General features: G+C 44.2%; 22 protein-coding genes and 1 rRNA gene. 12 read left to right on the top strand and 11 right to left on the bottom strand.

The genetic code is table 11. The annotated features are described in order from the left end of the window. Window positions 1–96: 96 nt before the first annotated feature. Window positions 97–411 (bottom strand): pyrimidine/purine nucleoside phosphorylase, encoded by a 315-nt coding sequence (ppnP, locus tag LFX17_RS01425; RefSeq protein ID WP_238728542.1) that lies wholly within the window; start codon window positions 409–411, stop codon window positions 97–99. Between the two features lie 438 nt (window positions 412–849). Here ppnP and LFX17_RS01420 point away from each other — a divergent pair, with 438 nt between their 5' ends. From LFX17_RS01420 to LFX17_RS01405, 4 genes are all read left to right on the top strand, one after another. Continuing rightward, on the top strand, window positions 850–2,016 hold the full coding sequence (locus tag LFX17_RS01420) for a hypothetical protein (protein WP_238744672.1): 1,167 nt from the start codon (window positions 850–852) through the stop codon (window positions 2,014–2,016). A gap of 78 nt (window positions 2,017–2,094) precedes the next feature. Further along, window positions 2,095–2,211, top strand: a 5S ribosomal RNA gene (rrf, locus tag LFX17_RS01415). A 337-nt stretch (window positions 2,212–2,548) separates the two neighbouring features. Then, on the top strand, window positions 2,549–3,394 hold the full coding sequence (locus LFX17_RS01410) for a lysophospholipid acyltransferase family protein (RefSeq protein WP_238728540.1): 846 nt from the start codon (window positions 2,549–2,551) through the stop codon (window positions 3,392–3,394). Window positions 3,395–3,441: 47 nt separating this feature from the next. Then, window positions 3,442–3,876 (top strand): c-type cytochrome, encoded by a 435-nt coding sequence (locus LFX17_RS01405; protein WP_238744671.1) that lies wholly within the window; start codon window positions 3,442–3,444, stop codon window positions 3,874–3,876. 111 nt (window positions 3,877–3,987) lie between these two features. Here the strand turns inward: LFX17_RS01405 and LFX17_RS01400 are convergent, their stop codons facing one another. Genes LFX17_RS01400 through LFX17_RS01390 form a run of 3 tightly spaced genes read right to left on the bottom strand, consistent with a single transcriptional unit; the run spans window position 3,988 to window position 5,524 of the window. Then, on the bottom strand, window positions 3,988–4,620 hold the full coding sequence (locus tag LFX17_RS01400) for a biosynthetic peptidoglycan transglycosylase (RefSeq protein ID WP_238728538.1): 633 nt from the start codon (window positions 4,618–4,620) through the stop codon (window positions 3,988–3,990). Between the two features lie 17 nt (window positions 4,621–4,637). Beyond that, window positions 4,638–5,300 (bottom strand): RibD family protein, encoded by a 663-nt coding sequence (locus tag LFX17_RS01395; protein WP_238728537.1) that lies wholly within the window; start codon window positions 5,298–5,300, stop codon window positions 4,638–4,640. Beyond that, window positions 5,297–5,524 carry a (2Fe-2S)-binding protein gene (locus tag LFX17_RS01390; RefSeq protein WP_167450738.1) on the bottom strand — a complete coding sequence of 76 codons (228 nt, stop codon included), beginning with the start codon at window positions 5,522–5,524 and terminating at the stop codon, window positions 5,297–5,299. Before LFX17_RS01390 ends, LFX17_RS01395 begins: the two co-directional genes overlap by 4 nt. 95 nt (window positions 5,525–5,619) lie before the next feature. On the opposite strand from LFX17_RS01390, the gene LFX17_RS01385 reads away from it, so the two are divergent. Both LFX17_RS01385 and LFX17_RS01380 read left to right on the top strand, forming a co-directional pair. Continuing rightward, on the top strand, window positions 5,620–7,023 hold the full coding sequence (locus tag LFX17_RS01385; RefSeq protein ID WP_406600468.1) for an MFS transporter: 1,404 nt from the start codon (window positions 5,620–5,622) through the stop codon (window positions 7,021–7,023). Window positions 7,024–7,250: 227 nt separating this feature from the next. Then, window positions 7,251–7,460 carry a hypothetical protein gene (locus tag LFX17_RS01380; RefSeq protein WP_118954247.1) on the top strand — a complete coding sequence of 70 codons (210 nt, stop codon included), beginning with the start codon at window positions 7,251–7,253 and terminating at the stop codon, window positions 7,458–7,460. Window positions 7,461–7,685: 225 nt separating this feature from the next. On the opposite strand, the gene LFX17_RS01375 is transcribed toward LFX17_RS01380, so the two are convergent. Next, window positions 7,686–8,480 (bottom strand): LIC13212 family protein, encoded by a 795-nt coding sequence (locus tag LFX17_RS01375; protein ID WP_238728535.1) that lies wholly within the window; start codon window positions 8,478–8,480, stop codon window positions 7,686–7,688. 77 nt (window positions 8,481–8,557) lie between these two features. Between LFX17_RS01375 and LFX17_RS01370 the strand changes: the two genes are divergently transcribed. From LFX17_RS01370 to LFX17_RS01360, 3 genes are all read left to right on the top strand, one after another. Then, window positions 8,558–9,814 carry a hypothetical protein gene (locus LFX17_RS01370; protein ID WP_238744670.1) on the top strand — a complete coding sequence of 419 codons (1,257 nt, stop codon included), beginning with the start codon at window positions 8,558–8,560 and terminating at the stop codon, window positions 9,812–9,814. A gap of 107 nt (window positions 9,815–9,921) precedes the next feature. Beyond that, window positions 9,922–10,509: a cytochrome C oxidase subunit IV family protein gene (locus LFX17_RS01365; protein ID WP_238728533.1), complete on the top strand. Its 588-nt coding sequence runs from the start codon at window positions 9,922–9,924 to the stop codon at window positions 10,507–10,509. Window positions 10,510–10,747: 238 nt separating this feature from the next. Next, a complete protein-coding gene (locus tag LFX17_RS01360) occupies window positions 10,748–11,392 on the top strand; it encodes an LIC_13215 family putative lipoprotein (protein WP_238728531.1) in 645 nt (214 codons plus the stop codon). Window positions 11,393–11,412: 20 nt separating this feature from the next. On the opposite strand, the gene LFX17_RS01355 is transcribed toward LFX17_RS01360, so the two are convergent. From LFX17_RS01355 to LFX17_RS01340, 4 genes are all read right to left on the bottom strand, one after another. Then, entirely contained in the window at window positions 11,413–11,982 is a 570-nt protein-coding gene (locus tag LFX17_RS01355; RefSeq protein ID WP_238744669.1) for a gamma carbonic anhydrase family protein, read from the bottom strand. A gap of 198 nt (window positions 11,983–12,180) precedes the next feature. Continuing rightward, window positions 12,181–14,589 carry a phenylalanine--tRNA ligase subunit beta gene (gene pheT, locus LFX17_RS01350; protein WP_238744668.1) on the bottom strand — a complete coding sequence of 803 codons (2,409 nt, stop codon included), beginning with the start codon at window positions 14,587–14,589 and terminating at the stop codon, window positions 12,181–12,183. A gap of 80 nt (window positions 14,590–14,669) precedes the next feature. After that, window positions 14,670–17,519, bottom strand: coding sequence for a DEAD/DEAH box helicase (locus tag LFX17_RS01345; protein WP_238744667.1), 2,850 nt, complete (start codon window positions 17,517–17,519; stop codon window positions 14,670–14,672). Next, window positions 17,520–18,233, bottom strand: coding sequence for a 7-carboxy-7-deazaguanine synthase QueE (locus tag LFX17_RS01340; RefSeq protein ID WP_118954255.1), 714 nt, complete (start codon window positions 18,231–18,233; stop codon window positions 17,520–17,522). It lies immediately after the preceding gene. Window positions 18,234–18,557: 324 nt separating this feature from the next. On the opposite strand from LFX17_RS01340, the gene LFX17_RS01335 reads away from it, so the two are divergent. After that, window positions 18,558–19,460 carry a lysophospholipid acyltransferase family protein gene (locus tag LFX17_RS01335; protein WP_238744666.1) on the top strand — a complete coding sequence of 301 codons (903 nt, stop codon included), beginning with the start codon at window positions 18,558–18,560 and terminating at the stop codon, window positions 19,458–19,460. Window positions 19,461–19,527: 67 nt separating this feature from the next. On the opposite strand, the gene LFX17_RS01330 is transcribed toward LFX17_RS01335, so the two are convergent. After that, a complete protein-coding gene (locus LFX17_RS01330; protein WP_118954257.1) occupies window positions 19,528–20,064 on the bottom strand; it encodes an inorganic diphosphatase in 537 nt (178 codons plus the stop codon). Window positions 20,065–20,321: 257 nt separating this feature from the next. On the opposite strand from LFX17_RS01330, the gene LFX17_RS01325 reads away from it, so the two are divergent. Further along, on the top strand, window positions 20,322–21,620 hold the full coding sequence (locus LFX17_RS01325) for a DUF1554 domain-containing protein (protein ID WP_238728515.1): 1,299 nt from the start codon (window positions 20,322–20,324) through the stop codon (window positions 21,618–21,620). Between the two features lie 62 nt (window positions 21,621–21,682). Here the strand turns inward: LFX17_RS01325 and LFX17_RS01320 are convergent, their stop codons facing one another. Continuing rightward, window positions 21,683–23,014 carry an MFS transporter gene (locus LFX17_RS01320; protein WP_238744665.1) on the bottom strand — a complete coding sequence of 444 codons (1,332 nt, stop codon included), beginning with the start codon at window positions 23,012–23,014 and terminating at the stop codon, window positions 21,683–21,685. Window positions 23,015–23,344: 330 nt separating this feature from the next. Between LFX17_RS01320 and LFX17_RS01315 the strand changes: the two genes are divergently transcribed. Next, window positions 23,345–25,144: a hybrid sensor histidine kinase/response regulator gene (locus LFX17_RS01315; protein ID WP_238744664.1), complete on the top strand. Its 1,800-nt coding sequence runs from the start codon at window positions 23,345–23,347 to the stop codon at window positions 25,142–25,144. Window positions 25,145–25,154: the final 10 nt, after the last annotated feature.

Raw genomic sequence — 25,154 nt, 5'->3', positions numbered from 1 at the left:
ATTCGACAAGGCCTTGATTCAAATTCAAGATCCTTGTCAAGAGTCGGTTTATAGAATTTCATCCATGCAAAAATTCTTATAAACGGAAACGGTCCTTTACGCGATGTAAGAGCAGCAATAATCGCTGATTTTTTTGACGTCCATTTGGAATCTGGATTTTGCGGGAACCTCGAAGGATTGACCGCCTTTGATTTCTTTCCAAGAATCCTGTCCCGGAAGTTTCACGAGCATTTCCCCGTCCAGGATTTCCATAATTTCCTTTTCATCGGTTCCAAAATCATATTCACCCGGCATAAGAATACCGAGAGTTTTTTTACTCCCGTTCGGAAATAGAACGGTTCTGCTCGTAACTTTTCCATCGTAGTAAACATTCGCTTTTTTAATTACGGTAACGTTTTCAAACTGCGCCATGCAGCCTCCATGATCTTCACAAAGAATTTCGTTTTAAAAACGAGTCGAAGCTTTTAAAAAGCCCTTTCTGCAAGGCTTCCAAAGGAAACCGGGAAGGCTACAACTTTTAAAAGGCAAGAATCAACGTTTCCGATGAAAAATCCGAAACAAAAAGAACGGTTTTACGGCTTGACGAGTTCCGAAAAGAAATAATTTATAGCGTGTCAAAAACCGAATCATTATATCGGAAGAATTTTTTGCATGGGGGACCGAGCCGTTCGAGATTGCCTGATCGATTCGATCGGCTTTTCGGACGAAAGTTTTTCAAATCGGAAACGAATCCGTATATTATAAATTTCTAAAAATACGAGGCACCCTTTGTCATCCTGGAATTTCGAAACGTCGCGCGCCCTAAAAAACTCCGGCAATCCTTATCGATTCAATGGCCTAATCGGATGTATGATGCTTTTTCTATCGATCTTCGTGTTTTTCTTTTCCATCGGAGCCGTCGGATACGCGGCTTTACAATTCGAAAAGGGAGAATACGCTACGCCGAGTTTTATAGTATTTTTTTGTTTTTCCTTTTCCTATCTTCTGTTTTCATCGATCCGAACCTATCGAAAAACCAAAGATTCGATGCTAACGGAAGAAATCGATATTTCCAAAGGAACGTATTCGATTTCGGAAACAGATCGATCGACGGTAACGATCGATTTGGGAGAGTTCATCGCTTATAAGATCAAAAAAAGACTGGAATCCTCACAAGGAACTTCCTCCTCGGGAAGCGGCAGAAGAAAATACTGGGATTTGTTTCTCTTAAAATCGGACGGAGCTTATTATCTTTTAGAAACGTATTCAATAATCGAAGAATTGAAAAAGGATTTAATTTTGTTCAGGTCCTTGTTTCCCCTTCCGATCTCGGACGATTCGGAGCAAAATCTGAAAACGAACGAAGGCTCCCGATTTCAAACAAGATTTGAAACTCAAAAACCGGATTCAAAATTTCTAAAGTTGATTACGAATGAAAACGGAACCGGAATCGAACTTGTAAAACGTCGAACCGCTCGCGAAAAGTTTACGATTTTTCTTGTAATCGGAATTTTCTACGGAGGATGGGGAGCGGTTTTCTTTCCGATCAACTCCGATCCGATCTTCTTATTCTTTATGATTCCCTTCTCCGTTTTGTTTTTGGGAATTTTTACTTTAGCGCTCGTTTTCGTAATGACGAGAAGTTTGGAACTGATCGTGAATTCCTCCGGTTTACGCATCCGATACGGAACTACGCTGCCGATTTTGTCGCACTTTTTATACTTGGAGCGTTTCTTTCCGAAACACGTTGTGCGTCATGTAAGAGCCAATCGACTTCCCGGCGATCAAAGCGTTCTTACCGTTTCGTTGAAGGACTTGGAAAAAAATTCGCGCGAAAAACTTTCGTTCCTCTTCAATCTTCAGACGATTCCATTGAGTGCGTATGTTCTTCCCGGCGACAAAGAACTTTTAGGCGTTTGGCATCTCATGCCCTGGCTTCCGGATTCTCCCGGTTTTGCGGATCTGTTCGCGGCGGAAATTGCGATCCAAGAAAGAATGCAATGGGACGAGGAAAAAATCGGCTTCGAAAATCTTTGAATTCCGTTTAAAAATTCCTCCATTCTTTTAATTTAAGAATGACAAAGCGAACGAGTACGAAACAATGTCCTCAAGATTCCCGGTGACTATAGAGAGAGGGCCACACCCGTTCCCATCCCGAACACGGAAGTTAAGCCTCTCATCGCTGATGGTACTGTGTGGTTCGCTGCATGGGAGAGTAGGACGTTGCCGGGTTATCTTACGATTTTATCAAAATCGTAAGATCGTCAATCACGGCGAAATCCTTTAAACCTTCCCTTTTTTTCAATATCCCCGTTTCTCAATCTTATCTTCGTATTTTGCAACCCTACCGTAAAATTCGGTTCCTACTCTTTACAGCGCGTCCAAAAGCTTATTGTACTTTGATAAAGAGAGAAGCTGTAAGGTTTCGGGACCGGCTCCTATAAGAATGAATCTGTAATTCACGAAGACATTGAACGAAACTCTTTTCCTTTCGCACAAAGATTTTTAGTTTCATTGTCCATAAGTCGAATAGAATTGCGCGCACGCTTCGGCGTCGAAAGGAAACTCAATGAGTACGAGACTGCTGCAAAGAAAGGATCTCTGCAAACCCTTAGAATACGATCAAGAAATTCCGATTTCTTATCAAACCGCACTCGATAAAAAACGATCCGTATTGGATTTAATTTTCCGCGAAACGGATCTCGCCTTTCATTATGGATACTTTAAAGAGATTTTTAGAAGCAGACGTTTGGCTTTGGACGGATTGTATGATAACGCCAGTTGGTGCGAATCTTCGGCAAGAATTTTAGATCTGATCGAAAGTTGCGGCGGAAAAATCGACGTGGAAGGAATCGAAAAAATTCTCAGCGTGCAAGGTCCGGTTGTGATCGCCGGAAATCACATGAGCACTTTGGAAACGTTCATACTTCCGACCTTTGTTACGAGATACAAACCCATCACGTTCGTCGTAAAAGAAAGTCTGACTCGCGGCAATCTTTTCGGTCCGATCATGCGCTCGCGCAATCCGATTTCGGTGGGAAGAACCAATCCGCGGGAAGACTTAGTCGCGGTCTTGGAAGAAGGAACCAAACTTTTACAACAAGGAATGTCGATCATCGTATTTCCGCAAAGCACCCGAACCACGGATTTTAATCCGGCTGAATTCAATTCAATTGCCGTCAAACTCGCCGCGCGGGCAAAGGTTCCGTTGATCCCGGTCGCGCTGCGTACCGACTTTTGGGAAAACGGAAGAGTCATCAAAGAACTAGGAAGAATTTTCAGGGACCGCAAAATCAACATTAAGTTCGGTGATCCTCTTTTACCCACGGATGATTCAAGAAAGAATCAGGAAACCCTACTCCGATTCGTTGTGACTCATATCAAACAATGGGGAACGATCGTCCATGAGTCGTGATCCCTTGAGAGTGAAGATTTGATTCAACAAAAAACCGGACAATCATCGTGAAACAAATTACACCGAACTCTAAAACGCACCGACTTTCGCTTCTTTCTTCCGATTCGATATTGTCATCAATAATTCCATTCTTTCTAACGATGATCGCAACGGTTCCGATCGTCACGTGCCAAAGTTCGCAAGCGCGAACGGAAGAATTCTCCAATAACAAAGTAACGGATCAGGAAGCGGATCTTTTATGGGAACAAAGATGCGCCGCGTGTCACGGCCTGGACGGAACTCCGAACGAATCGGTCCTGCCGAAACCGCGTAAACTAAGCGGCTTTGGATTAAAGATGGGTTTCTTTTTCGGAGGAAATAAGATGAGAGAAGGGATCGTTAAAACAATTCGCGATGGAAAGAATCAAACCATGCCTTCCTTCAAAAACGAATTGTCCGAAGATCAGATTCGGGCTTTGGTAAAACGCATCGAGCGATTTTAACGCGATCGCGATGGCTGCCGTAGCAGTTCCTACATTTCTTTTTTAGAGTTCAGCGACAGTCCTATCCTTCTTTTGCGGTAGTTCCCACATTTTCAAAAAATCGAAAAGGATTCAAAGATTCCTCGAAAGGTCGATGACCTCTTCCCTTGTATAAGCGTCCGGCTTTTTTAGAATTTGAATCAGCGCTTTGAATTGAGGCGTTTCCAAATCGGTCGGTCTTTTTCTAAAATAATAACGAGAAGCCTGATTCAAGCCGTTCATACCTCTTCCCCAATATACGCTGTTGAGATAAAATTCCAAGATCGTTTCTTTTCCAAGTTCTTCCTCCAAAGCGGAAGCGATCTGAATTTCCTTCCACTTGCGTGATAAGGATTTTTCCCTCGACAGAAAAAGCGTCCGAGCCAGCTGCTGCGTGATCGTACTCGCTCCTCTCATCTTTCGAAACAATAACAGGGAAGAAACAAGAGTAGAGTGAATGTCCGAAATCGAATACCCGTTGTGAAAGTAAAATCTTCTGTCCTCCACTTGGACCGTATATGAAATCCATTCTTTCGGAATGTCCCCGAGCCGAACCCATTCCACTTCTAAAGGGACGGATTCTTTCTGATCGGGCAAATAAATCAAGCGATCCTGTTGAACCAGAATTTTGCGCTCGGGAAAGAATTGTTCGTAGATAAGAACGGCCGCGAAAAAAATCGGAAGAACTCTCAAAAAGAAAGTATAAAGAAGTTCTCTCTGTTTCATGGACTCGATTCTAAATTCTAAACTTCTTTAATTTTTTCGTACATTAGAAAAACTTCATTTTCGATCGCATCATGGGACTTGAGTTCCCATTTTTTACGATCGAATTCGAAATATTGTTTATGACCGCCGGTGATCGAAGGCAGATCGTTTTGTCCGATTAAAAACGGAACGATCGTGACGTAAATTCTCGAGATCAAATCCAAACGAAAAAAGGAATCGTTCAAGGAAGGACCTCCTTCCAAAAGCGCTTCGCGATATCCCATCTCGTATAAATGTTTGAGAACTTCGAGAGGACTCAAATCTTCTCCGGGAAGAAGGATGATTTCCGCGACCGAACAAAGGTTATCTCGAATCGCCGAGTAGTTTCCGTTTAAACAAAAGATCAACGGAGGTTGATTAGAAAAACGGAATACTTTTTTGTCTTGGGGCAAGGTTCCGGATCGAAGGAGAATCACAGGTCTCGGATCGTTTCCATTCTCGACATATCTAAGATGAACCACGGGGTCGTCGTTGAGAATCGAATTCTTACCTAAGATCAGAACGTCCGCTTTGGAACGGATCTCATCCATTCTCTTCTTATCATTGCGGGAAGAAAGACCGTACCAACGTCCGTCCGGACGGGAAACCTTTCCGTCCAAAGTCATAGCCATATTGATTGTTACGTTGGGAATCGAAGTCATGCTCTCGGAACTTTCAGTTCCCGAGCCAGAAGTTTACGAACCGATCCCATACAAGTTCCGCAACCCGTGGAAGCGCCCGTATCGTCCATGAGCTTTTCCAAGGTATCGTTCCCGTTTCGGATCGACGTTAGGAGCTCTTCTTCCGAAACCTGATTGCATACGCAAACCTTGCGGGGCCGCATCAGTTGGCACAGGTCGACTTGACTGAAAAAAGAGGAATCCATAATCTTCTATTTAATTGGACAGTTAGAAAGCGGTTTTCCAATCAGATTAAAGAGTCTGAAAATCTTCTGCAAGAGAAATTTTTTGCGGTTTTCATTTGACATCCGGTTTCCGAAAAATAGCCTTTTTTGAAATTTCGGATCAAAAACCCAAAAGGAAAGCCATGCAAGATATAAAAAGAGCCCCTCTCCGAGAAATTCTCGGGTGGTGCATGTTCGATTTCGCGAACTCATCCTATACGACGGTCATTATCAGCGTAACATACGGAATCGTTTTCAGCCAACTTGTGGTCCCTGCCTCTTCCAATCAGGAAAATCCATACGAATACGGAAATCTTCTCTGGTCGATCGCCCTTGCGATTTCCTATTTGCTCGTGGTTTTAACGGGACCGATTTTCGGCGCGATTACAGATTATTCCGCTCGGAAGAAACAGTTCCTATTTTATAGTTATGTCTTTTGTATCATTTCCACGGGCGCACTTTGGTTCGTAATCGCTCCGGGACAATATCTCCTCGCATTCATTCTCATCATCTTTTCGAACTTCTTTTTCGCCTCGGGGGAAAACTTCGCATCCAGCTTTCTTCCGTATCTCGGACCGAAAGAAGATTTGGGAAAAATTTCCGGTTACGCCTGGGGAATCGGTTACTTCGGAGGAATCGCGGCGGTTGCGTTAGTCAACACGCTCGGTCCAAAGACACTGGAGAATTTCGATAGTCTCCGTATGGTGGGACCGTATACGGCGTTCTTCTTTTTGTTCGCCGGAATTCCGACCTTTCTTCTTTTAAGAGAATACACCGACGGAAAAGAAAAACCCGAAGGGCTTTCCTATCTCAAAATCGGAATCGAGCGAGTCACTTCCACGATGAGGGAAATCCACAAATTCCGGGATATGGCATTGTATCTCGTTTCGCTGTTCTTTGCGATGGCCGCGCTCGGGATCGTAATCAGCTTCGCGTTCATCTATGGAGCGCAGGAAATAAAAACGGAAGAAAAACACGAAATCGCGATGTTTCTTTTGATTCAACTTTTCGCAGCGGTCGGAGCGATCGTATTCGGTTTCATTCAGGATAAGATCGGAGCAAAAAAGACCTTTAACATTACGCTCTTCTTATGGATCGCTTGTCTTCTACTGATCTACTGGGTAAAGGATCTTACCGCATTCTTGGTGGGTATCGGAATTCCGACCACGCAGCAATGGGTTTTTGTGGGAACAACCGTGTTTGCCGGAGCGGGTCTCGGTGCCACACAATCCGCGAGCCGTGCGATCGTGGGTCTTTTCGCACCCGAATCCAAATCGGGAGAATTCTTCGGACTTTGGGGACTTTCCGGAAAAGTAGCGGCAGCGTTCGGACTCGTTGCCGTCGGAGGATTGCAGATTTTATTCGATCTCAGAAATTCATTTCTGGTCGTCTGCGTATTCTTTGTCATTTCCCTTCTGATCAACTTTTTAGTCGATGAGGAACGGGGAATCAAAACCGCTGTGGAATATCAGGAAACATAATTTACAAACGACAACCGCCTTTCCATCCGCGTGTAGGAACTCCCACATACGGATGGAAAATTCTTCTTTTCTGAAACAATCCACAAATCAACCCGAGAAGGTTTATAAAAACGATTCAACGATTCATTGTCGCATTTTGAATCCCATTCCAGTTTAGAATCGAATCCGGGAATCACTTGCTTTTTCTTCAAATTCGGGTAATCTGTCGACAAAGGTAAGAATTTCAGATGGCCTTTCAAACCGAAGACGAATTCGAATCGCATCAAAGTCAACGAAGGCTAGCCCTAGCTACGATCGACGAATTGACGCAGACGAAGTTGGATTTACTCGACGCCGGCAAGGAAATCCCCCGCTTTATCAACTACGCAATCTCTTATCTCAACAAAAAATATCTGACCGAAGAAAAGGTCATCAGCGACTTCTTAATTAAGAAGTGAACGATACGCCCTCGCCGTTTTCTAATCACAAAACTCTTTTTTCCGTAAGTCTTGTTCAAAAAAAGAACGTGAACCGAGGATCGGCTTTACGAAAGTCCGGCGAATCAATCGTCACAGCCGAATTTGTGATACGGAAAAATTAAGTTTCGGTAAGGCGTAAAAAAAGCCGCGATCCGCGCGGCTTTTCGATTTGAATCTAAGATCCGATCTAAAATCGACAAACGATCAACGGAATTCAAGCATCTTGGAGATCATTCTCTTTTGATCCAATTCCATCGTATGCAGTTTTAAACTCACCATCTTATCGACCTTTCTCATATATCGTTTGTATTGAAGAATGATTTGTCTCTGCTTATTGTACGGAAGAGGATTTGCGGCGTCATGCAACTTGGTAGTCACGCTCGCAGGAACGGGTTGAATCGGATTGTCCGGCCAAAGAAAATCGGTGTCGTGACTGGAAAAGAATTCCAAAAGAATTTCACTGTTGTTGTTCGGAGTTCTTTTTCCGTCCTGTGTGAAAGTCGGACCCTTCGGAGAATTGTTAATCAAACGTCGCATCTCGCGGATAAAAACTTCTCCCTTAGCGTTCGTTCTTTTGAACTGAAGAATGATTTTTTCCAACGATTGTCCGTCCGTTCCGGGATAAATATAAATTCTAGATTGATAGAGATAGGTTTTCGGATAATCCGCAAACGATTGCCCCAAACCCAAATCGAGTTCGAGATATTGTTTATTCTCTTTATCTTGAAATAGGAACTTGCCGGCTTCGCGGGGTTCGTCCTCGATGTAACGAAGCGCTTTTTTATACGTCTCGTTACCCAGAAGATTATTGATTCTTAAAATGTTTCCTGCGATCGACGCGTGCAGGTTATCGACTTCGATATCCGTAAAACCGCCTTTACGCACGGCTTCAATCTGTTTCAATTCTTCCTTTTCTTCCAAAGTCAATACCTTGTTCGGTGCGGCATTCAAACCGACTAAGGAAAGAATTGTCAGAAATGATAAAATACGGATGTTCATAGATTTACCCTTATTCAGATTATCGAAATTCTGATCCCCTGTTCTTGATTTTACAAACTAAAATTTTTTAGGAGATTATGACTCGTTATTGCAGATTCAACGGATTTTTTGAGGAAGAACTCAAATCGTCTTCGATCGCTCCTCCGAGATTGGATTTAAAAAACAGATCTCTGGAGAATCTATTCTTTTTATTTCAATCCATCGCCAATCCGGAAACGACGATGCTTTTGAGCGAACGACCCGATCCAGGTTGGACGGCATTTTGGAAAACGAGAGGAACGGATTTTTGCAGCTTCGAACTCGTCGGTAGAAACTCCTCTCGAAATCTTCAGATAAATTCGAGAAATCCGGATCACTCTGCGGTCGATTCAAAATGCGTTTGGGAAGAATGGGGTTCGGTTTCCGATCTGAGCAATGCGGGAGAAATTCTCTTTTCAACGGCCAAAGCGGATCTTTCCAAAAGATTGAATTCGAAACTTCTTTTAACGCATTGGAAATCGGAATTCGACTTTCAGGATCTTCCGGCGCGGGTTTTGGAGAAGCCATCCCATCTTTCGTCGTTGGTCCAAGAATGGTCGGAATTCCGTGCGGATCGAATCGTCCTCAAACCGGAATTCAGTTTTTCAGGAAGACATAAAATTCTTAAGTTCTCTTCACTTTCAACGGAGAATGATCCGGATGGTCGGAATTCCGAAAAAGAATCCACTTGGTTTCCATGCGTCGCCGAACCCTGGGTGAAACGGACACAGGACTTTTCGTGCTTGTACGATTTTTCCGCCGGGGTTCCGACCTTTTTCGGAAGTACGATCCAAATCTGCGATGAAACCGGAAAATACTCCGGCGCCTATCTTCCTTCCGAAAAAGAATCCGAATTCTATTCTTCTCAACTCGATCCGATCGCAGAATCATTAGGAAAGACGTTTGCATCCGATTACACCGGTCCCGTTGCGATCGACGGTTTTGAGTTCTATTCTCAAAATTTAAAAAAAATCCGAAGATTGAGCGAAGCGAACTTTCGTTGGTCAATGGGAAGAATTCTACTCGAACTTTCCCGATCCGATCTCTTTCACAGATCGAAACAAAACGCCGATTTCGAACTTTGCATTCTCCCCTTGCCTTTACAAAAACCGATCGAAAACTATTGTGAATGGATTTTCAACTGGGGAAACACTCAAGGACTGGAAATTCTTCCGTTGACCCCGGACCGATTTTTTTCCGGAAAATCCTATGGAACTTCTTGGGTTCTTTTGCGTTTTCTAAGGAATTCTTCTGAGCCGATACGGGAAAGAATCCAGATGTTCTATTCCGAATGGCGGAAACGGATTCTCCATTGAAATGTACTTGAGGCTTTTTTAGACCTTGCCAGGATGTCCTACAGGTTGCGGTTTACCCGCCCGGAATACCATCCGCAGACACCTGCGGTCCAAATTCAGGATATAAAATGGAACTGTTTTTAAACTACGCTCTTTATGTAATCGTTAGCATCGGGTTCTTGATTCCCTTTACCGGGTTTGTAGTCGGAGCCGGAGCGATCGTCAATGCAACTCTCGCAGGATTTACCGTTAACTTTCTTTCTCAAGTTTTAGAAGAAAACAAACTGCAAGATTTTATCGCAAGAAACAAAGACAATAAACTCGGTAAAGCTCTTCAAGACGCTGTTTTAAGAGGGCAAGAAAAATTAAAAGGCGCTCCTGCAACTGCTCCGGCGCACGTCGAAGAAAGTCACGGTTCACACCATATTATTTCCGTTCAAACATACGCGATCATCTTTGCTACTTTGATTTTCTTCACATTTGTAACGGTTTGGGTTGCGGGAATCGACTTCGGCGCAATGAACGTAATTATCGCGATGGCGGTTGCAACCGCGAAAGCTTCCTTGGTTCTCGGATACTTTATGCACTTAAAGTATGATACCGTAATGAACCGAGTAATTTTCGGTTCCGGTTTCTTCTTCCTTCTTCTCCTCTTCGGATTTTCCGCAGCGGATATCTTTACAAGATTCAAGGTTTTGATCTCTTTCGCGTTCTAAGTTAGAAACGAATTCGCTCCTTGATCTGCAAAAGCCGGTTTTTCAACCGGCTTTTTATTTTTACGGCGGACAAAAGCCGTTCTGATCGTATTAAGCTTTTCTCAATTCACGCACTTTTTCATTCCGAAATAAAACGGATTCAAACCGATTCCGCTTCAATTTCGATTTCCTGGGATAAATTGAGTCGCTTTTTTTATCGAAGAAGTTAATCTTTCCAATTCTTAGGAGCAATCGTCGTATGAAGAAAAATCCAATTCGAATTGTAACAACCCTTCTCGTATTCACTTTCGTGATCTTGAATTGTAAAAAGGAACACGCTTTGGACCCGAACGCAAAGGTGGTCCAAATTTCATCCCTAGGGCTCGGTCTTAACTATGATGGCTGGCATTTCAACGATAATCCCAATCTCATCAATCAAGCGAAAGAAGTCGCGTCTAACGCCGATAATACGGGTACGATTAAAAAGGCTTTGGATGTGGCGGGAATCAACTTCTTCCTTTTTGAATTTCCTCAGGGAAGCCCCGAAGCGGGAATGTTCAACACGAACGTCAATTATACGATGGAAGATCTTTCCAGACAACCGAGAGAAATCAGCCTGGACGACTATACTTCCGCGGTCACGGGTTTGTATCCTACCGTATTTCAAAAATACGAAATGATCAACCCTCCGCAAAAATCCAAGATCCACGGAATCGAATCCGTTCTTCTGGAAAGCAGATTCGAACAAGCGATCGCGGGTAAGAATTTCAAGGTCCACAACTATCAACGCGTTTTCATCGTGGATAAAAAGGCTCACGTATTTACGGGAACCTTTTTGGATAAGGACGCTAAAACAAAAGGACCGAAAGTTCTCGAATTGTTAGGAAAATTCGTAAAACTCTAATATTCAATCAATAGAATACGCTACTCTCTAAAAGGAATTCCCATTTTCCGGAGAATTCCTTTTGCGCGATTCTGAAACTCGATTTCCTCTTCGGGCGTAAACGGACCGAAAATTCCTTTTTTAAATCTTTCGGAAAGAGCGATGTATTCCAAACATCCGGCGACGCTGAAAACCGGTTTAGCCTTCCCTTCGAAGATTTTTAATTCTCCGTTTTTCTGAATTACCATCGCTCCGGGCGGGATCTTTTTTCCTCCGCGAACCGTACAACCCGCCGTCACCATCGCGCCATCTCCGATTTCCGCTTCGTCAAGAATCACGCTTCCGATTCCAATCAGACATCCTCTCCCGATCGTACACCCATGCAACATCGCATTATGACCGACTAACGTATAATCTCCGATCGCGATTCCGCGACTTGAATCCGTATGAAGCGTGGAATTATCCTGTATGTTGACGCCTTCTCCCAACACGATCCGATTCATATCGGCCCGAATTACGGCTCCCGGCCAAAGGGAAGAATGCGGACCCATTTCAACGAGTCCGATCGTCGTTGCTTGCGGATGGATAAAGGCGGTTTCGTGGATTTTCATTTAAGTGGCCGTAGCTTCTTTAAAATCATTCTGGAAGACGAATCTCTGAATTTTTAAAACCGTATGAGTTCCTACGGTTTATGTCTTTTTGAATCGTTTTCTATCCTTTGAATCAGCTTGATATCGATACATTTTTGCAGGAGTTCCCACATTTTAAAAGTTTAAATCGTTCGAAGCATTCCCAGAAATTCGAAACTTTTATCTCAACACGAATCCGCTCTTGCCCGCAAGCGCGACCAGTTGATCGGAGATTTCCTTGATTCTTTCCTGAGTAAACGTTTTCTCGTAGTTCACCAGTCGGAAGCGATAACTGACCGAACGTTTACCTTCGGGAACGTTCCCGCCGACAAACTGGGAATACACCCAGCTTTCTTGAAGTTCGGGGATGTTCTCCTTGGAAACGAGATCGGTAAATACGTTCGTGTTTTCCTTTTCTCCGACCAAAATCGAAAGATCGATCTCGGCTTCCGGAAACTGAGAAGGCGCGACAAAACGGGAAACCTTACGATTCGCGTTCCAGAATTCCACGAGCTTTTCAAATTCGAAAGAACCGTAGATCACGCGCTTTTTCAATTCGAACGAATCCAAAACAGCCGGATGAACGTAACCGAGGTTTCCGATTCTTTGCGAATTTACGATCAAGGATAAACTGGCGCCCGGATGAAAGATCGCTTCCTGTTTGATCTCCCAGGTATATTCGAAAATCTTCATGGAATCTAAAAGGGATTCGATTTCCCTTCTTACCTTTAAGAAGTCCTCTTCCAAAAGTTTCAGATCGGACTCGGTACTTTTACGATCAAAAGAAACGGCAAAGGATAAAAATTTCTTTTCGTTATCTGGTTCGGGAAGATCGAAATACGCTCTTCCGAATTCGAAAATTGGAACGTTCGCAAAACGATCCTGATTTGTCCGGATATTCTTCAACAAGGAAGGCAAAAGAGAATTTCGAAGCACCGATTGTTCCTCGGGCATTTCGTTTTTGATTTTAACGGAAAGTTTCGCGTCCCCGTCGAGCTCGTTCTCTTTTAAGGATTGAAACGAATAGTTATAAACTTCGTGATACCCGAGAGTTCCCGCAAAAAACGTCTTACACTTTCGTTCCAATTCCCGGCTGAGATTCCGGATGGGAGTTTTGACCTCGGCCAACAAAGGAGTAACTTGAATCGTATCGTATCCTCGGGTTCTTCCGATCTCTTCCACGAGGTCTTCTGGAATCGTTACGTCGTAGTTGTGACGAAACTTGGGAACCAATACTTCGAGGTGATACCCTTTCCAGGAAACGACAAAATGCAATCTTTCTAATATATCGGTGATGTCTCCTTGGGACAAGGTCACTCCGAGTTTGGCGTTGATAAAATGAATGTTCGTATGAATGTGAACTTCCTTATGAGGGGTGTGTAAAAATCCTACCGGCTCGGAAGCCTTCAACGAAGGGCAACCGTTTTCCTTTAAAAGATTTAGAGCGCGACGAATCACCGGAAGAGTCGTAGTGGGTTCAAGCCCCTTCTCGTAACGCACGGAGGAATCGGAGCGAATTCCCGTGGAACGAATGGACTTACGAACTCTTTCTCGTGCGAACACGGCGGATTCCATTACGACTTCGGTGGATGCGTTCGAAACGGCGGATTCTTTTCCTCCCATAACGCCCGCGATCGCGACCGGTTTGCCTTGATTGCGGATCAGAAGAATTTCCTCTTCCAACGAGGGGAAAGTATCGTCCAACAAGGCGAAACTTTCACCCTTCTTCGCATACGAAACTTCGAGAGAAACTCCACCCTGACTTTCCAGAAATTTCCGATCGAAAAAATGAGTCGGTTGACCCATCTCGAGCATCACGTAATTGGAAACGTCCACGACGTTGTTGATCGCTCGAATTCCGCATTTCTGAAGACGCGCTTGAAATTTGCGAGTCGAAGGAAGAATCGCAATTCCTTGAATCGACGAAGCATAGTAAGAATGAGCATTTTGATTTTCGATCACTTTCGGAAGCGGGATCGAAAGATCGAAGTTCCAAAGGGATTCGAACGGATTCAACTTGATCGGCAAACGAAGCTGCGAAGCGAGTTCTCTCGCAAAGCCGTAATGGTTCCAAAGATCGGGCCGGTGCGTAATTGATTTATTATCAACATCGAATATTATATCATCATAATGTAATAAAGAACGGATCGTTTTCCCCGCTTCGGCTCCTTCGAGTCCGTTTAAAATCCAAACTCCGTTGCTTTCTTCCGCAAGAGAGAGTTCCTTTTCGGAACAGAGCATTCCCGAACTTTTTACGCCTCTGAGTTCCGATTCCAGAATTTCCTTATCGCCGAGTTTTGCACCGGGAATTGCAAGCGGAACCAGATCACCCACTTTTACGTTGGTTGCGCCGGTTACGATCTGCGCTTTGGAAGATCCGGTGGAAACCTGAGCGATCTGAAGTTTATCGGCGGAAGGATGTTTTTCGAGCGATTCGATTTTAACGATCTTTACGAAGTCCAACTCGGGACGATAGGGATCGGCTCCGTCGATCTCGCAAATAGAGATCGCGATCTTCTTTAAAATCGCGTCGAGTCCCACCTCCTTCAAAGGTGCAAAATCGTTCATCCAATCTAAGGAAAGTTTCACGTCGTCGAACTCCGTTCCAAGTACTAAGGTCCAGAAACTCCGATCAAAATCGGATGTCGAGCAGGAAAACTCCCGACGGTTCAGTTCGGAAGATATACTTGGAAAAGTTGAAAACGATGTTGGATCGTCTTGCCGTTTCTTACTTTGCGGAGTTCTCGATCGAAGTCTTCTTTCACCTTTTGAATCTCGTTTCGGGTACGGTTCATCGCGGATTTTTTCTCCGGCTTTCCTTCCCATTTGAACGCGGCTTCCTGACGCATGAGTTTTTCCTCAAGCTGTCTCAAAGTGTTCTGATTGCTGGTTCGGATTTTGAATTCTTCCTTTTGAAAGAGGTCCAAGGTTTGATCTCCGAGTTCCTTTTTTCTGGATTCCACAATTTCATCTAAAACGAGAAAGGTTCGGATTAAATTTTCCTCCACGTTGGCGGGAAGAACGAAACCGGAAGCTTCGGGCGATCCGGCTTTGTTCGTCGTTTGCGATTCGCGAAGTTCTTCGGGAAGTTCTTCGATTCGTTTTACCGTTCCGGTGCGCGGATTCGCTTCGAAATAAAACAACTCCGTGCGTTTCAGCGAGAATTGAAATTCCACAAGAAAAACGTAATATTCTTTGTTGGAAACGGAATGAAAGGAAGTGCTCCATCCTTTTTGATTTTGGATGAGATACGAAACCGTCTTATCGATCAAAGGATGACCGAACGCCAAAAATTCCAAACTGTCGTTTTGCAGCGCGAGTTCCGAATCGAAGGTTCCGAGTTTACCCTTGTATTGCGGAGAATCGATTTCATAGATCTGCGGTTTCTTTCGGACCAGTTTAAATCCCGCGGCCTCCGGAAATGTTCGAGTAAAACGAGAAACGAATTCTTCCAAGTGCGTATTGTTAAACGAACGCTCTTCCAAAGTGTGACTGTAATAATCCTGAAGATTGAAGTCGATGAGTTTCGGAGTCACGAGCGCGCCTAGTTTTTCAAACCCCTTCTTTGCGATCTTGATTCGATTGTCGATCTCGTCCTCCATTTCGGTCTTCGATTTATTACCCGTAACGAACTTCATAAACGAAGAATTAAAATCCAATTCGTCTTCGATCGCACCCAACAGTTCGTCCGAAGATCCGATCGATTCCTCGAAAAGACGAATCTTATTCGTAAGGACTTCCAGAATCCGTTCCGCAACCGTATCCTTGCTTGCAAAATTGAAGATGAACACGTTGTCCTTTTGTCCGAAACGGTGGATCCTTCCGATCCTTTGTTCAATCTTAAGCGGGCTCCAAGGAAGATCGTAATTGAAAAGTACGTTCGCGAACTGAAGATTTCGCCCTTCCCCTCCGGCTTCGGTACAGATCAAAATTTCGGTCTTCGTCTTAAATTCCACGATCGCCCTTTCTTTCGCGTCTGCGCTGAGAGAACCGTGAAACAAGGTCACTTGAAAATCGGCAAGAACGGAAGCCAAAAAATCCTGAGTCGTTCTAAACTGCGTAAATATGATGAATTTTGAATGTCCTTCTTTTTGAAGTTTCAAGATCGTTTCTTTCAGCTTGACTGACTTCTTGTCCTCTTTGATTTTTTTACCGAGCAAAATCAAACGATTCAGGGAAAGAAGTTCCCGCTTTAAACTCTGAAGATCGAGTTGGACCGATTCGTCCAAACCGGATAGGAACTCTTCCACGTCTTCGGTTTCATCGAGATCCCATTCTTCCAACTTGGATTCCATTTGTCTGATATGATGGAATCGATTCTCCAAAAGGAACTTTCGTTTTGTCAGAGCGGACAAAAGAGCGAACACGGAAGAATCCAAGAGTTTCTGAAACACGATCATCACGAATCCGATCGCGCGGTTCTGCGTCCTCATCGCGAGATTGTATTCTCTTCGGACGTAGTTCGTGGTTTCTTCGTAAAATTCCCGTTCGACGGGAGAAAGTTCGATCCGAACCGTTTTGGCGAATCGTTTCGTAAAACCGCCGACCTCCACCTTTCTTCTCCGTAAAAGTACTTTCGAGATCTTATCCTTGAGGTCGGTTTTGTTCCCGAGAATATAATCGTTTACGAATGTATGATACGGACCCAGAATGTTCGGATCGATGAGATGTATAATATAATAGAGTTCTTCGAGTTTTCCGCGGAACGGAGTCGCCGTCAAAAGAAGAAGGCATTCGCACTTTTTGGAAATCTTTTCCGCAAAAAGATAGGCGCGCGTAATTTTGTGATAATCCCTTCTGAGCCTGTGAGCCTCGTCGAAAATGACGATGTCCCATTTCGTTTTGAGAATCTCTTCCGCGTATTTCGGATTTTTGATGAAGTCGACCGAAGTGATCGCGTGCTGAAAATTCTTCCAGTTCTTTTCCCCGTCGGTGTGGAAGTTCTTTCGTTTAACGATTTCAAAGTCCTCGTTGAACTTATTTTTCAGCTCCTGTTGCCATTGAACCAAAAGCGGAGAAGGCGCGACGATCAGAACTTTTTTGTAACCTCGACGAAAGATCAGCTCCTTCATCACAAGAGCGGCCTCGATGGTTTTCCCTAAGCCCACTTCGTCCGCGAGAATAAACCGCGGCCGCAAACTGTTCACGACGATATACGTGGATTCGATCTGATGCGGAAGAAGTCTCGTTCTCGAATTGGAAAGCGCCGAAAGTTTATCGAATGCGTGCGTGAGCTTGAGTTCGTACGCGGTAAGAGATAAATCCATCAAACCGGCTTGTTCGCCGACGTTTCTCAGAGGAGACGGATAACCCGGAAGAATTCTCAAGTAAGGAGAATTTTCAGACACCGTCTTTTTCGAAGCGGTGGAGGCGAATTCGATCGTAAACTTTCCTTCGTCCGAAGACGCGATCTTTCCGATTCCCGATTCGGGAGAATTGGTCAAATAACAAAAGTCCCCGCGATAACCGGAGCGCGGATTGGATTCGAAATCGAGGCTGAGCTGTAGAGTATCTTCCAACTAAACTCCCCTCTTATCGCCCCAAATGTATTTATGCGTTTGTAAAGAAAGACGAAGCCCCGAACCTAAGGAAGACTTCATCCATTCCGCGAGAAGCTCCGCGGACAATTCTCCCTGAACCGGAGAAGCTAAAAGATTTCCCGATAATTTCCGGTTTTCGATTACTTCCAAACATCTTTCAAAATCGATTCGATCCCGGATCACAAACTTAATCTCATCCAACTCATTCTTTCTTTCTTTATAGATTTCCAAATTCTTCAGATTCATCCGATCTTCCATACCGGAACCCGGAAGCTTATAATCCAAAGTAAAAACGAAGTGATCCAATCCTTCGATCGATTCTGCTCCGTTCGTTTCCACTCTCGGTCTTGGATAAGAACCGTTCGTGTTTCTTATTCTAAAAATTTCTTCGCCCAATGCGACGCTGAAATCTCTGTTTTTTCCTTCCAGCGGTTCGCCTCCGGTAAGAAGAATCTGCGTCTGCACGGGACTCAGTTCTTGAATCCGATCCAAGACTTGATTCAAACTCATCTCTTCTCCCGCGCTCGGCGACAAAGCATACGGAGTATCGCACCACAATCTTCTGCCGATCGTCATTCCGCATCGAAGAGAACAACCGGCCATACGAACGAACACGGTGGGAATGCCCGTGGAAATTCCTTCCCCGGAAAGAGAAAGATAGATTTCGTGTACGGAGGTTTTCAGATTGTCCATGGGTTCTTTCGAGTACAAGATTTTTCTTTCAGCAAGCAAGGAGATCGTAAAAAAAATGGAAAGGTAAATTCCAGAATTTACGACCTGCCCTTTGCGGTCAACTCTCGGAGACTCCATTTTTAAAACAAAGAATGAAACCTTGCTTAGTTTGATTGTACAATAAAGGCGGTGAAAATCAGCCGTTCTTTTGCTTGTCAATCCGCGCGGAAAACGGTCCCTTTGCATAAGAACCTGTCCTTTTCGACAGACCTTGCAGCTTGACCTTTTCGATCATAAGAGATTCGTTTTTAGAACACGCTGTAAAAACTAGTTCTTGGGGATACCTTGATTCGTTATATACCGTCTTTTATCTTTGTTTATCTTTTTTATCTTCCGTTTCGAATTTTACCGTATCGTTTGTGTCTTTTATACGGAAGATTTCTTGTCATTCTTTTGTATCCGTTTGCGAGAAAGCATAGAAAAATCGCGTATGATAATATATCACACGCATTTCCGGAATATACGGAAGCGCAGAAAAAAGAACTCGTCTGGAAGAGTATTCTCCATATCGGAAATCTCGTAGCGGGAACCTTATTCGCGCCGCGCTTGAACCAAAAATGGATGGATCGTTATCTCGTATATGATCCTGAATCTTTAGCGATCGAAAAGAAAACCAACGAAGAAGGAGTCGGGGTCGTTTTGATTTCGGGTCACTTTGGTACTTGGGAAATCCTCGTTCAGTTTATGGGAATCCGCATGAAAGGCGGAGGGATTTATAAAAAAGTAAGAAACCCGTTCGTAGATAAACTGATTTATAAACTCAGAACAAAGAACAACATCAGACTCGTTTCCACCGAAGAATCCAGCCAAGTCACGAAGATGTTGAAGCAGGGATATTGGGTAGGATTCGGTTCGGATCAAAACGCGGGCAAGGTGGGAATCTTCGTAAACTTTTTCAATCGTCCCGCTTCCACATATCAAGGCCCCGCATTGATGGCCTATCTCACCGGAGCCAAGATGCTTTTGTATTCGGTTCTTTGCGGTGAACACGGAAAGGTAATCGTTCGCGTAAAGGACTTAGGTTTTGTGGATAAGAAAGCCTTTCCCGATCGCGAAGCCGCGATCCGTCATTATACGGAAGTTTGGACGAAAGCCTTAGAAGAAGAAGTCAAATTGTATCCGGAGCAATACTTTTGGGTTCACAGAAGATGGAGAACCAAACCCGGAGATTTTCCCGGACAAGTTTAAACGGAGAATTCTTCCGTTCAAAAAGCGTCCTCGTCGAACCCGGACGTTTTTTGAACGAAAAGAAAAATCATTTTTTCGGAAATGTTTTCTTATACAATTCCAAAGAATCCAAAACGATCTTTCTCGCCAATTCGGCGTTCTGAAATTCTTCAATGACGACCGTTTTGTTTTCGAGTTTTTTATAATCTTCAAAGAAATGTTTGAGTTCCAATGTGAAGTGCGGTGGAAGTTCGGAAATATCGTTGATATGATTTACGGACATATCGTTCGCCGCGACCGCGATAATCTTGTCGTCTTCTTCTCCCGAATCCAACATTCTCATCACTCCGACGACTTTCGCTTTTACTAAACACAAAGGCTCTAGTTCCACTTGCGATAAAACGAGAATGTCGAGAGGATCGTGATCCCCGCAATACGACTGAGGAATAAATCCGTAATTGGCCGGATAATAAAAAGAAGAGTATAAAACTCGGTCGAGTTTGAGAATCCCGTATTCTTTATCGACTTCGTATTTTGCACGGCTGCCGCGTTTGATTTCGATGACGCCGTTTACGATTTCCGGAACTTGATCGCCGGGGGAAATATCATGCCAAGGGTGTACCATATCTAAAACTTTTTTAGGGTAAGAAGGGAAGGCAAGTGTAAAAACTGCCGGTTTTCCGACCGGAATCGAATACGCTAAATTAAGGCGGATTTCTCGCTTTTCGGATTGGAATGCCGGCAATCCGCTTTCAACGGACCTTACCTATTCAATTAAAGCTCCCGATTTATAGAACGGAAATTATCGAATTTTTTTGATAAATTCTCGGAAACTAGTCAATAAATTTTATACCGACGGTTAAATTGAATGAGGAAATTCCTATGCGTAAACAAACCCTTTTTCTCATTCCTATTCTGATTCTTTTTCAATGCGCTCAAGCGGACAAGGTTCAGTTCGACGCTTCCAAAGGTTTAGGCGGTGTGATCCAAATTGTTGCCACGGAAGTCGTTAATACGCCCGTAAACGGCAATCAGCAAAGCGGCGGATCAAGCGGGAGCAACGGCATTTCCTACGGTGGACATATTTCCGGACTTGTGAGCGGAAGTATTACTCTTTCCAACGGAAGTTCCAATGTGATCCTCACCCCCACTTCTCCGGGGATTACGGGTGGTGCGGGGAGTTATCAATTCTCTTCTTCTCTGAGCAGCGGTTCCTCTTACGATGTTTCCATTTCTTCGTTTCCCGCAAATCTTTCCTGCAACATTTATAATTATTCCGGTACGGCCTCCGCTACAGTTACGGATATAGACGTTTATTGTTATTCGGTCGTGATTACTTCAACCCTTACAATCGTAGAAGGAACGTCCAATCCTTCGAATAATTTTTCTCTGAGTCTTTCCCATCCGCCGGGTCCGGTTGCGGGTTCGTCCGTAAGCGTGACTTATCCTAGTTTTCCTTCAAACCTAAGCGTCACTTCCGCATTACCGACAACTCTTTCCACGACGACCGTCAATCGCACGGTCAACGCTACGAACGAAACAGGCACTCCCGATTTTGCAAATGAGAGCGAGACGATCACGGCAAGAGTGGCTCAATCGATAGGAAGTGCGACTAACGTTTCCGTGACTTCGGACATTACGATCACCGATAATGATAAAAGAATGTATCTTGCTCCGATTGCGAGCGGAACCGGTAACACGGGCGGAAAGGCGGGAGCGGATACGATCTGCAACTCGAATAAACCCGGTTATATTACCGGATCCGTCGCGGCTATGATCGGAACGTCCACAAGAAAACCGTTACCGACTCCGAGCAGCGACTGGCCGTTGAAACCTCTTTACACATATTACAGAGACAACACAACCACGATTATCGCAAACTCCAATAGCGGAGCGATTCTTCCTTTTTCTTGGAGCAATAAAGTCAGCGGTAACGCGGGAGTTACCGCAGCGTTCGCTTGCCCTGCGATGGGAAGCCCTGCCTGCGGTTATATTACGGGAATGGACAATACTTGGACCGTTCTATTAGGTCAAAACTGCGGCAACTGGACGAGCAATTCTTCGTCTGCGAGTGGAATGACCGGTTGGGCCGGCAGCACAGATTCGAACGCACTATCTTACTTTGCTTCGGCCTGTGATACGATCGGTTCTTCCGCAAATATTATCTGCGTAGAACTTTAAAATTTCTGAATGTTTTTTAACGAGCGAAAAAGTTAAGAAATTTAAACTTTCCCCGAAGGCTTTTAGGCCTTCGGTTTCCAGCTCCAAGTAATCGCAAGCAGCGCAAGAGCGATCAAAGTCGAAGCAATAATCAAATACAAAGATTGTTCCCAATGAAAGCCCGGTTGTTTGCTCAGCCACCCGATCGCTTTCGAAAGCGCCGTTCTTCCCAAATATCCGAACAGACCGATAAATCCCGCAGCGGTTCCGACCGCCTTTTTGGAGGTAAAATCCAAACCGGCAACGCCTAACAACATCACAGGCGGATAAATAAAAAAGCCGACCACGCCGAACAACGTCAAATCCAACCAAAGATGACCGGGTGGGGTAAACAATAAGGCGATCAAAGCGGATAAAATGGGGAGCATACAAAGAAAACTCACCATTCCCCTTTTACCTCCGAGCTTATCCGAACCCCAACCCACCAATAACGTGGAACCGATTCCTGCGAATTCATAAATCAGGGTGCTGACCCCGCCTTTTTCCAACGTCGCCCCTTTTGCGAACTTGAGATATGTAGGACCGATATCCGTTAAACTATAGCGAACCACATAGACGAAAAAGTTTGCGAGGGCAAACGTCCAAATATAATAATTCTTTAATACGGAACCGACTATGATTTCCCGAAACGACAGTTCCCTTTCCTGTTCTTGCGCGGAAATTCTGGATTCTTTTTCCGGATCTTCTTGATATTCTTCGATCGGAGGAAGACCCACAGACTGCGGAGTATCCACTAATCGAAAAAGAAGATATACCGCGGTTACGATCGCAATCGACGCGGGAATATAGAACGCGTTTCTCCAACCCCACCAAGCCGCGCTGTAAGCGGCGACGACGCCGACTAAACCGCCGCCGACGTTGTGCGCAATATTCCAAATCGCGAATTTAGCGCCTCTTTCCGTCACTCCGAACCAATGTCCAAGAGAACGTCCGCAAGGAGGCCAGCCCATTCCTTGAACCAATCCGTTCAAAGCCCAGAGATAAAAATGAACCTCGTATGAACTGGAAGATCCAAAAATAAAATTACAAACCGCGGTTAAAATCAAACCCAAAGGCATAAAGTATTTCGGATTGCTTCGATCGGACAAAGCGCCCATCACAAATTTTCCAAGACCGTACGTGATCGCTGTAACCGCGAGAATATTCGTAATCTGCTCTTGGCTGTAATGAAGTGCCTCCCCCATTTCTTTGGAAACGACGGGGAAATTATTTCTGACGAGATAAAAAACCGCATAACCGATAAAGGTTGCCTCTAAAATTCTCCACCGAAATCGAGGATACTGCCGATCGATTTCATCTTTCGGTAAAAGAGGTTTCGGTTTTGCGGGAAGAAAGAAACGCAGAGCTGAAATCATTAGGGCACAATCTTAAGGATCTGCGCCGTCTTACAAGATCATTTTGCTCTGAAGTCGAACACGCGAAAGCGGATTTCGTTTTTTCGCGAAGTCGGATTAAAAAAATTGCAAGAGACTTTTGTCGAAAATAAAGAAACGAAAGCGAAGAACTTCCTAGTTTCCGAAAAAAAATGAAATCGACAACTAAGTACAAAGGGTTATAAAATAAATCGTTCACGAACAATCGCAAATCAGGAAAATACTTTCCCGAAATCGAAAAAATAAAATCGTCGAAATTAAATTGGAATTCTCATTCAAAATAGGAAAGTATCATTTTATAACTTACGATATATGATTCAAAATTTGCCGATTTCAGCCCCCGCTCGAATTTCTTTCTTATACTTGCTTCTTGCATCGGCTTGGATTTTTTTTTCCGATCAATTTATCAGTTTATTGTCGTTCGATCCTTTCATTCTTACAACTCTGCAAACATACAAAGGCTGGGCCTTCGTTACGACCACGACGGTCTTATTATTCTTCATATTGAATCGCTATTTTCTTCTTTTAAAAAAAGAAACCGAAGAACAGAAGGCGGCCGAAACGGCATTGATCGAATCCGAAAGACGATTCAGAGTCACTCTTGAAAATATAAATCTGATCGGATTGGGGCTTGATTCCGAGGCGAACATTACCTTTTGCAACGATTACCTTTTAAACCTAAGCGGATGGAAACGCGAAGAAATCATCGGTAAAAACTGGTTCGATTATTTTTTGCCGGAACAAGAGAAAGATCAAGTTCGCTCTATTTTTAAAGAAGCGGTCAAAACAAAAACTCTTCCCTTACATTACGATAATTATCTCCAGACGAGAAGCGGCGAGAAAAGATTGATTCAATGGGACAATACCCTTCTTCAAAACGCCGAGGGAGACGTAATCGGAACGATCAGCATCGGCACCGATATCACGGATCGAAAAAAAGCGGAATCCGATCGTCTCGAATTGGAACGAAGATTGCTGCATGCCCAAAAACTGGAAAGTCTGGGGGTACTTGCGGGGGGAATCGCTCACGACTTCAACAACCTACTCGGAGGAATTTTCGGTTATATAGATCTTGCGCGCGAAAAGGTCAGCGACGACGATCCGATCGCAAGGCATCTCGATAAGGCGATCAATGTGTTCAATCGTGCGAGAGATTTGACGCAACAACTTCTTACCTTTGCAAAAGGAGGAAAACCGATTCGTAAGACCGGTTCGTTGGCTCCTTTGTTAAACGACTGTGTTCTTTTCGCATTGAGCGGCTCGAACGTTTCCTGCCATTTCGATATCGATCCGAACCTTTGTCTTTGCGATTTCGACGAAAACCAAATCCATCAAGTCATCGAAAACATCATCATCAATTCCATTCAATCCATGCCGTTGGGAGGAACGATTCAAGTTACCGCAAAGAACGCGTATCTTCCGAAAGACAATGCGAAACACTTGCAAGAAGGTGAATATGCTCTCATCTCCGTGAAAGACAGCGGAATCGGAATTCCCAAGGATCTCCTTTCCCGAATTTTTGAACCGTTCTTTACGACGAAACAAAAAGGAACCGGACTCGGACTGGCAACTTCGTATTCCATCATTCAAAAACACGACGGAGGAATCGAAGTCATCTCCGAACCGGGCTTAGGAAGCACGTTCAACATTTATCTCCCGATGTCCAAAAATAAAATCGAAGGCGTTCACAAACGCGATCCGAAATATCATCAAGGCCGGGGAAAAATTCTCATTATGGACGATGAAGAATTCATTCTCGAAATTTTTTCGGATATGCTGGAAAGAATGGGTTATACGACGGCACATGCAAAGAACGGAGCCGAAGCCATTCAACTTTTTACGAAAGCAAGAGATTTGCGTCGGCCGTTCGATGTTTTGATTTTCGATCTTACGATTCCAGGCGGCATGGGCGGTGAAAAAACGATTTCCGAAATCAGAAAGATCGATCCCGATGTGATTGCGATCGCTTCCAGCGGTTATTCGGAAGATCCGATCATCTCTTCCCCGAAGGAATACGGTTTTCATGCAAGTCTTAGAAAACCGTTTCGCAAAAGCGATCTCGCAGAGTTGTTGGAAAAGGTTTTCGACGGAAAACGGGTTCTTCGATCGTAAGAATCGCCGC

Source organism: Leptospira sanjuanensis, from assembly GCF_022267375.1.
Classification (GTDB): domain Bacteria; phylum Spirochaetota; class Leptospiria; order Leptospirales; family Leptospiraceae; genus Leptospira; species Leptospira sanjuanensis.
This window is presented reverse-complemented; position numbering and strand designations above follow the sequence as displayed.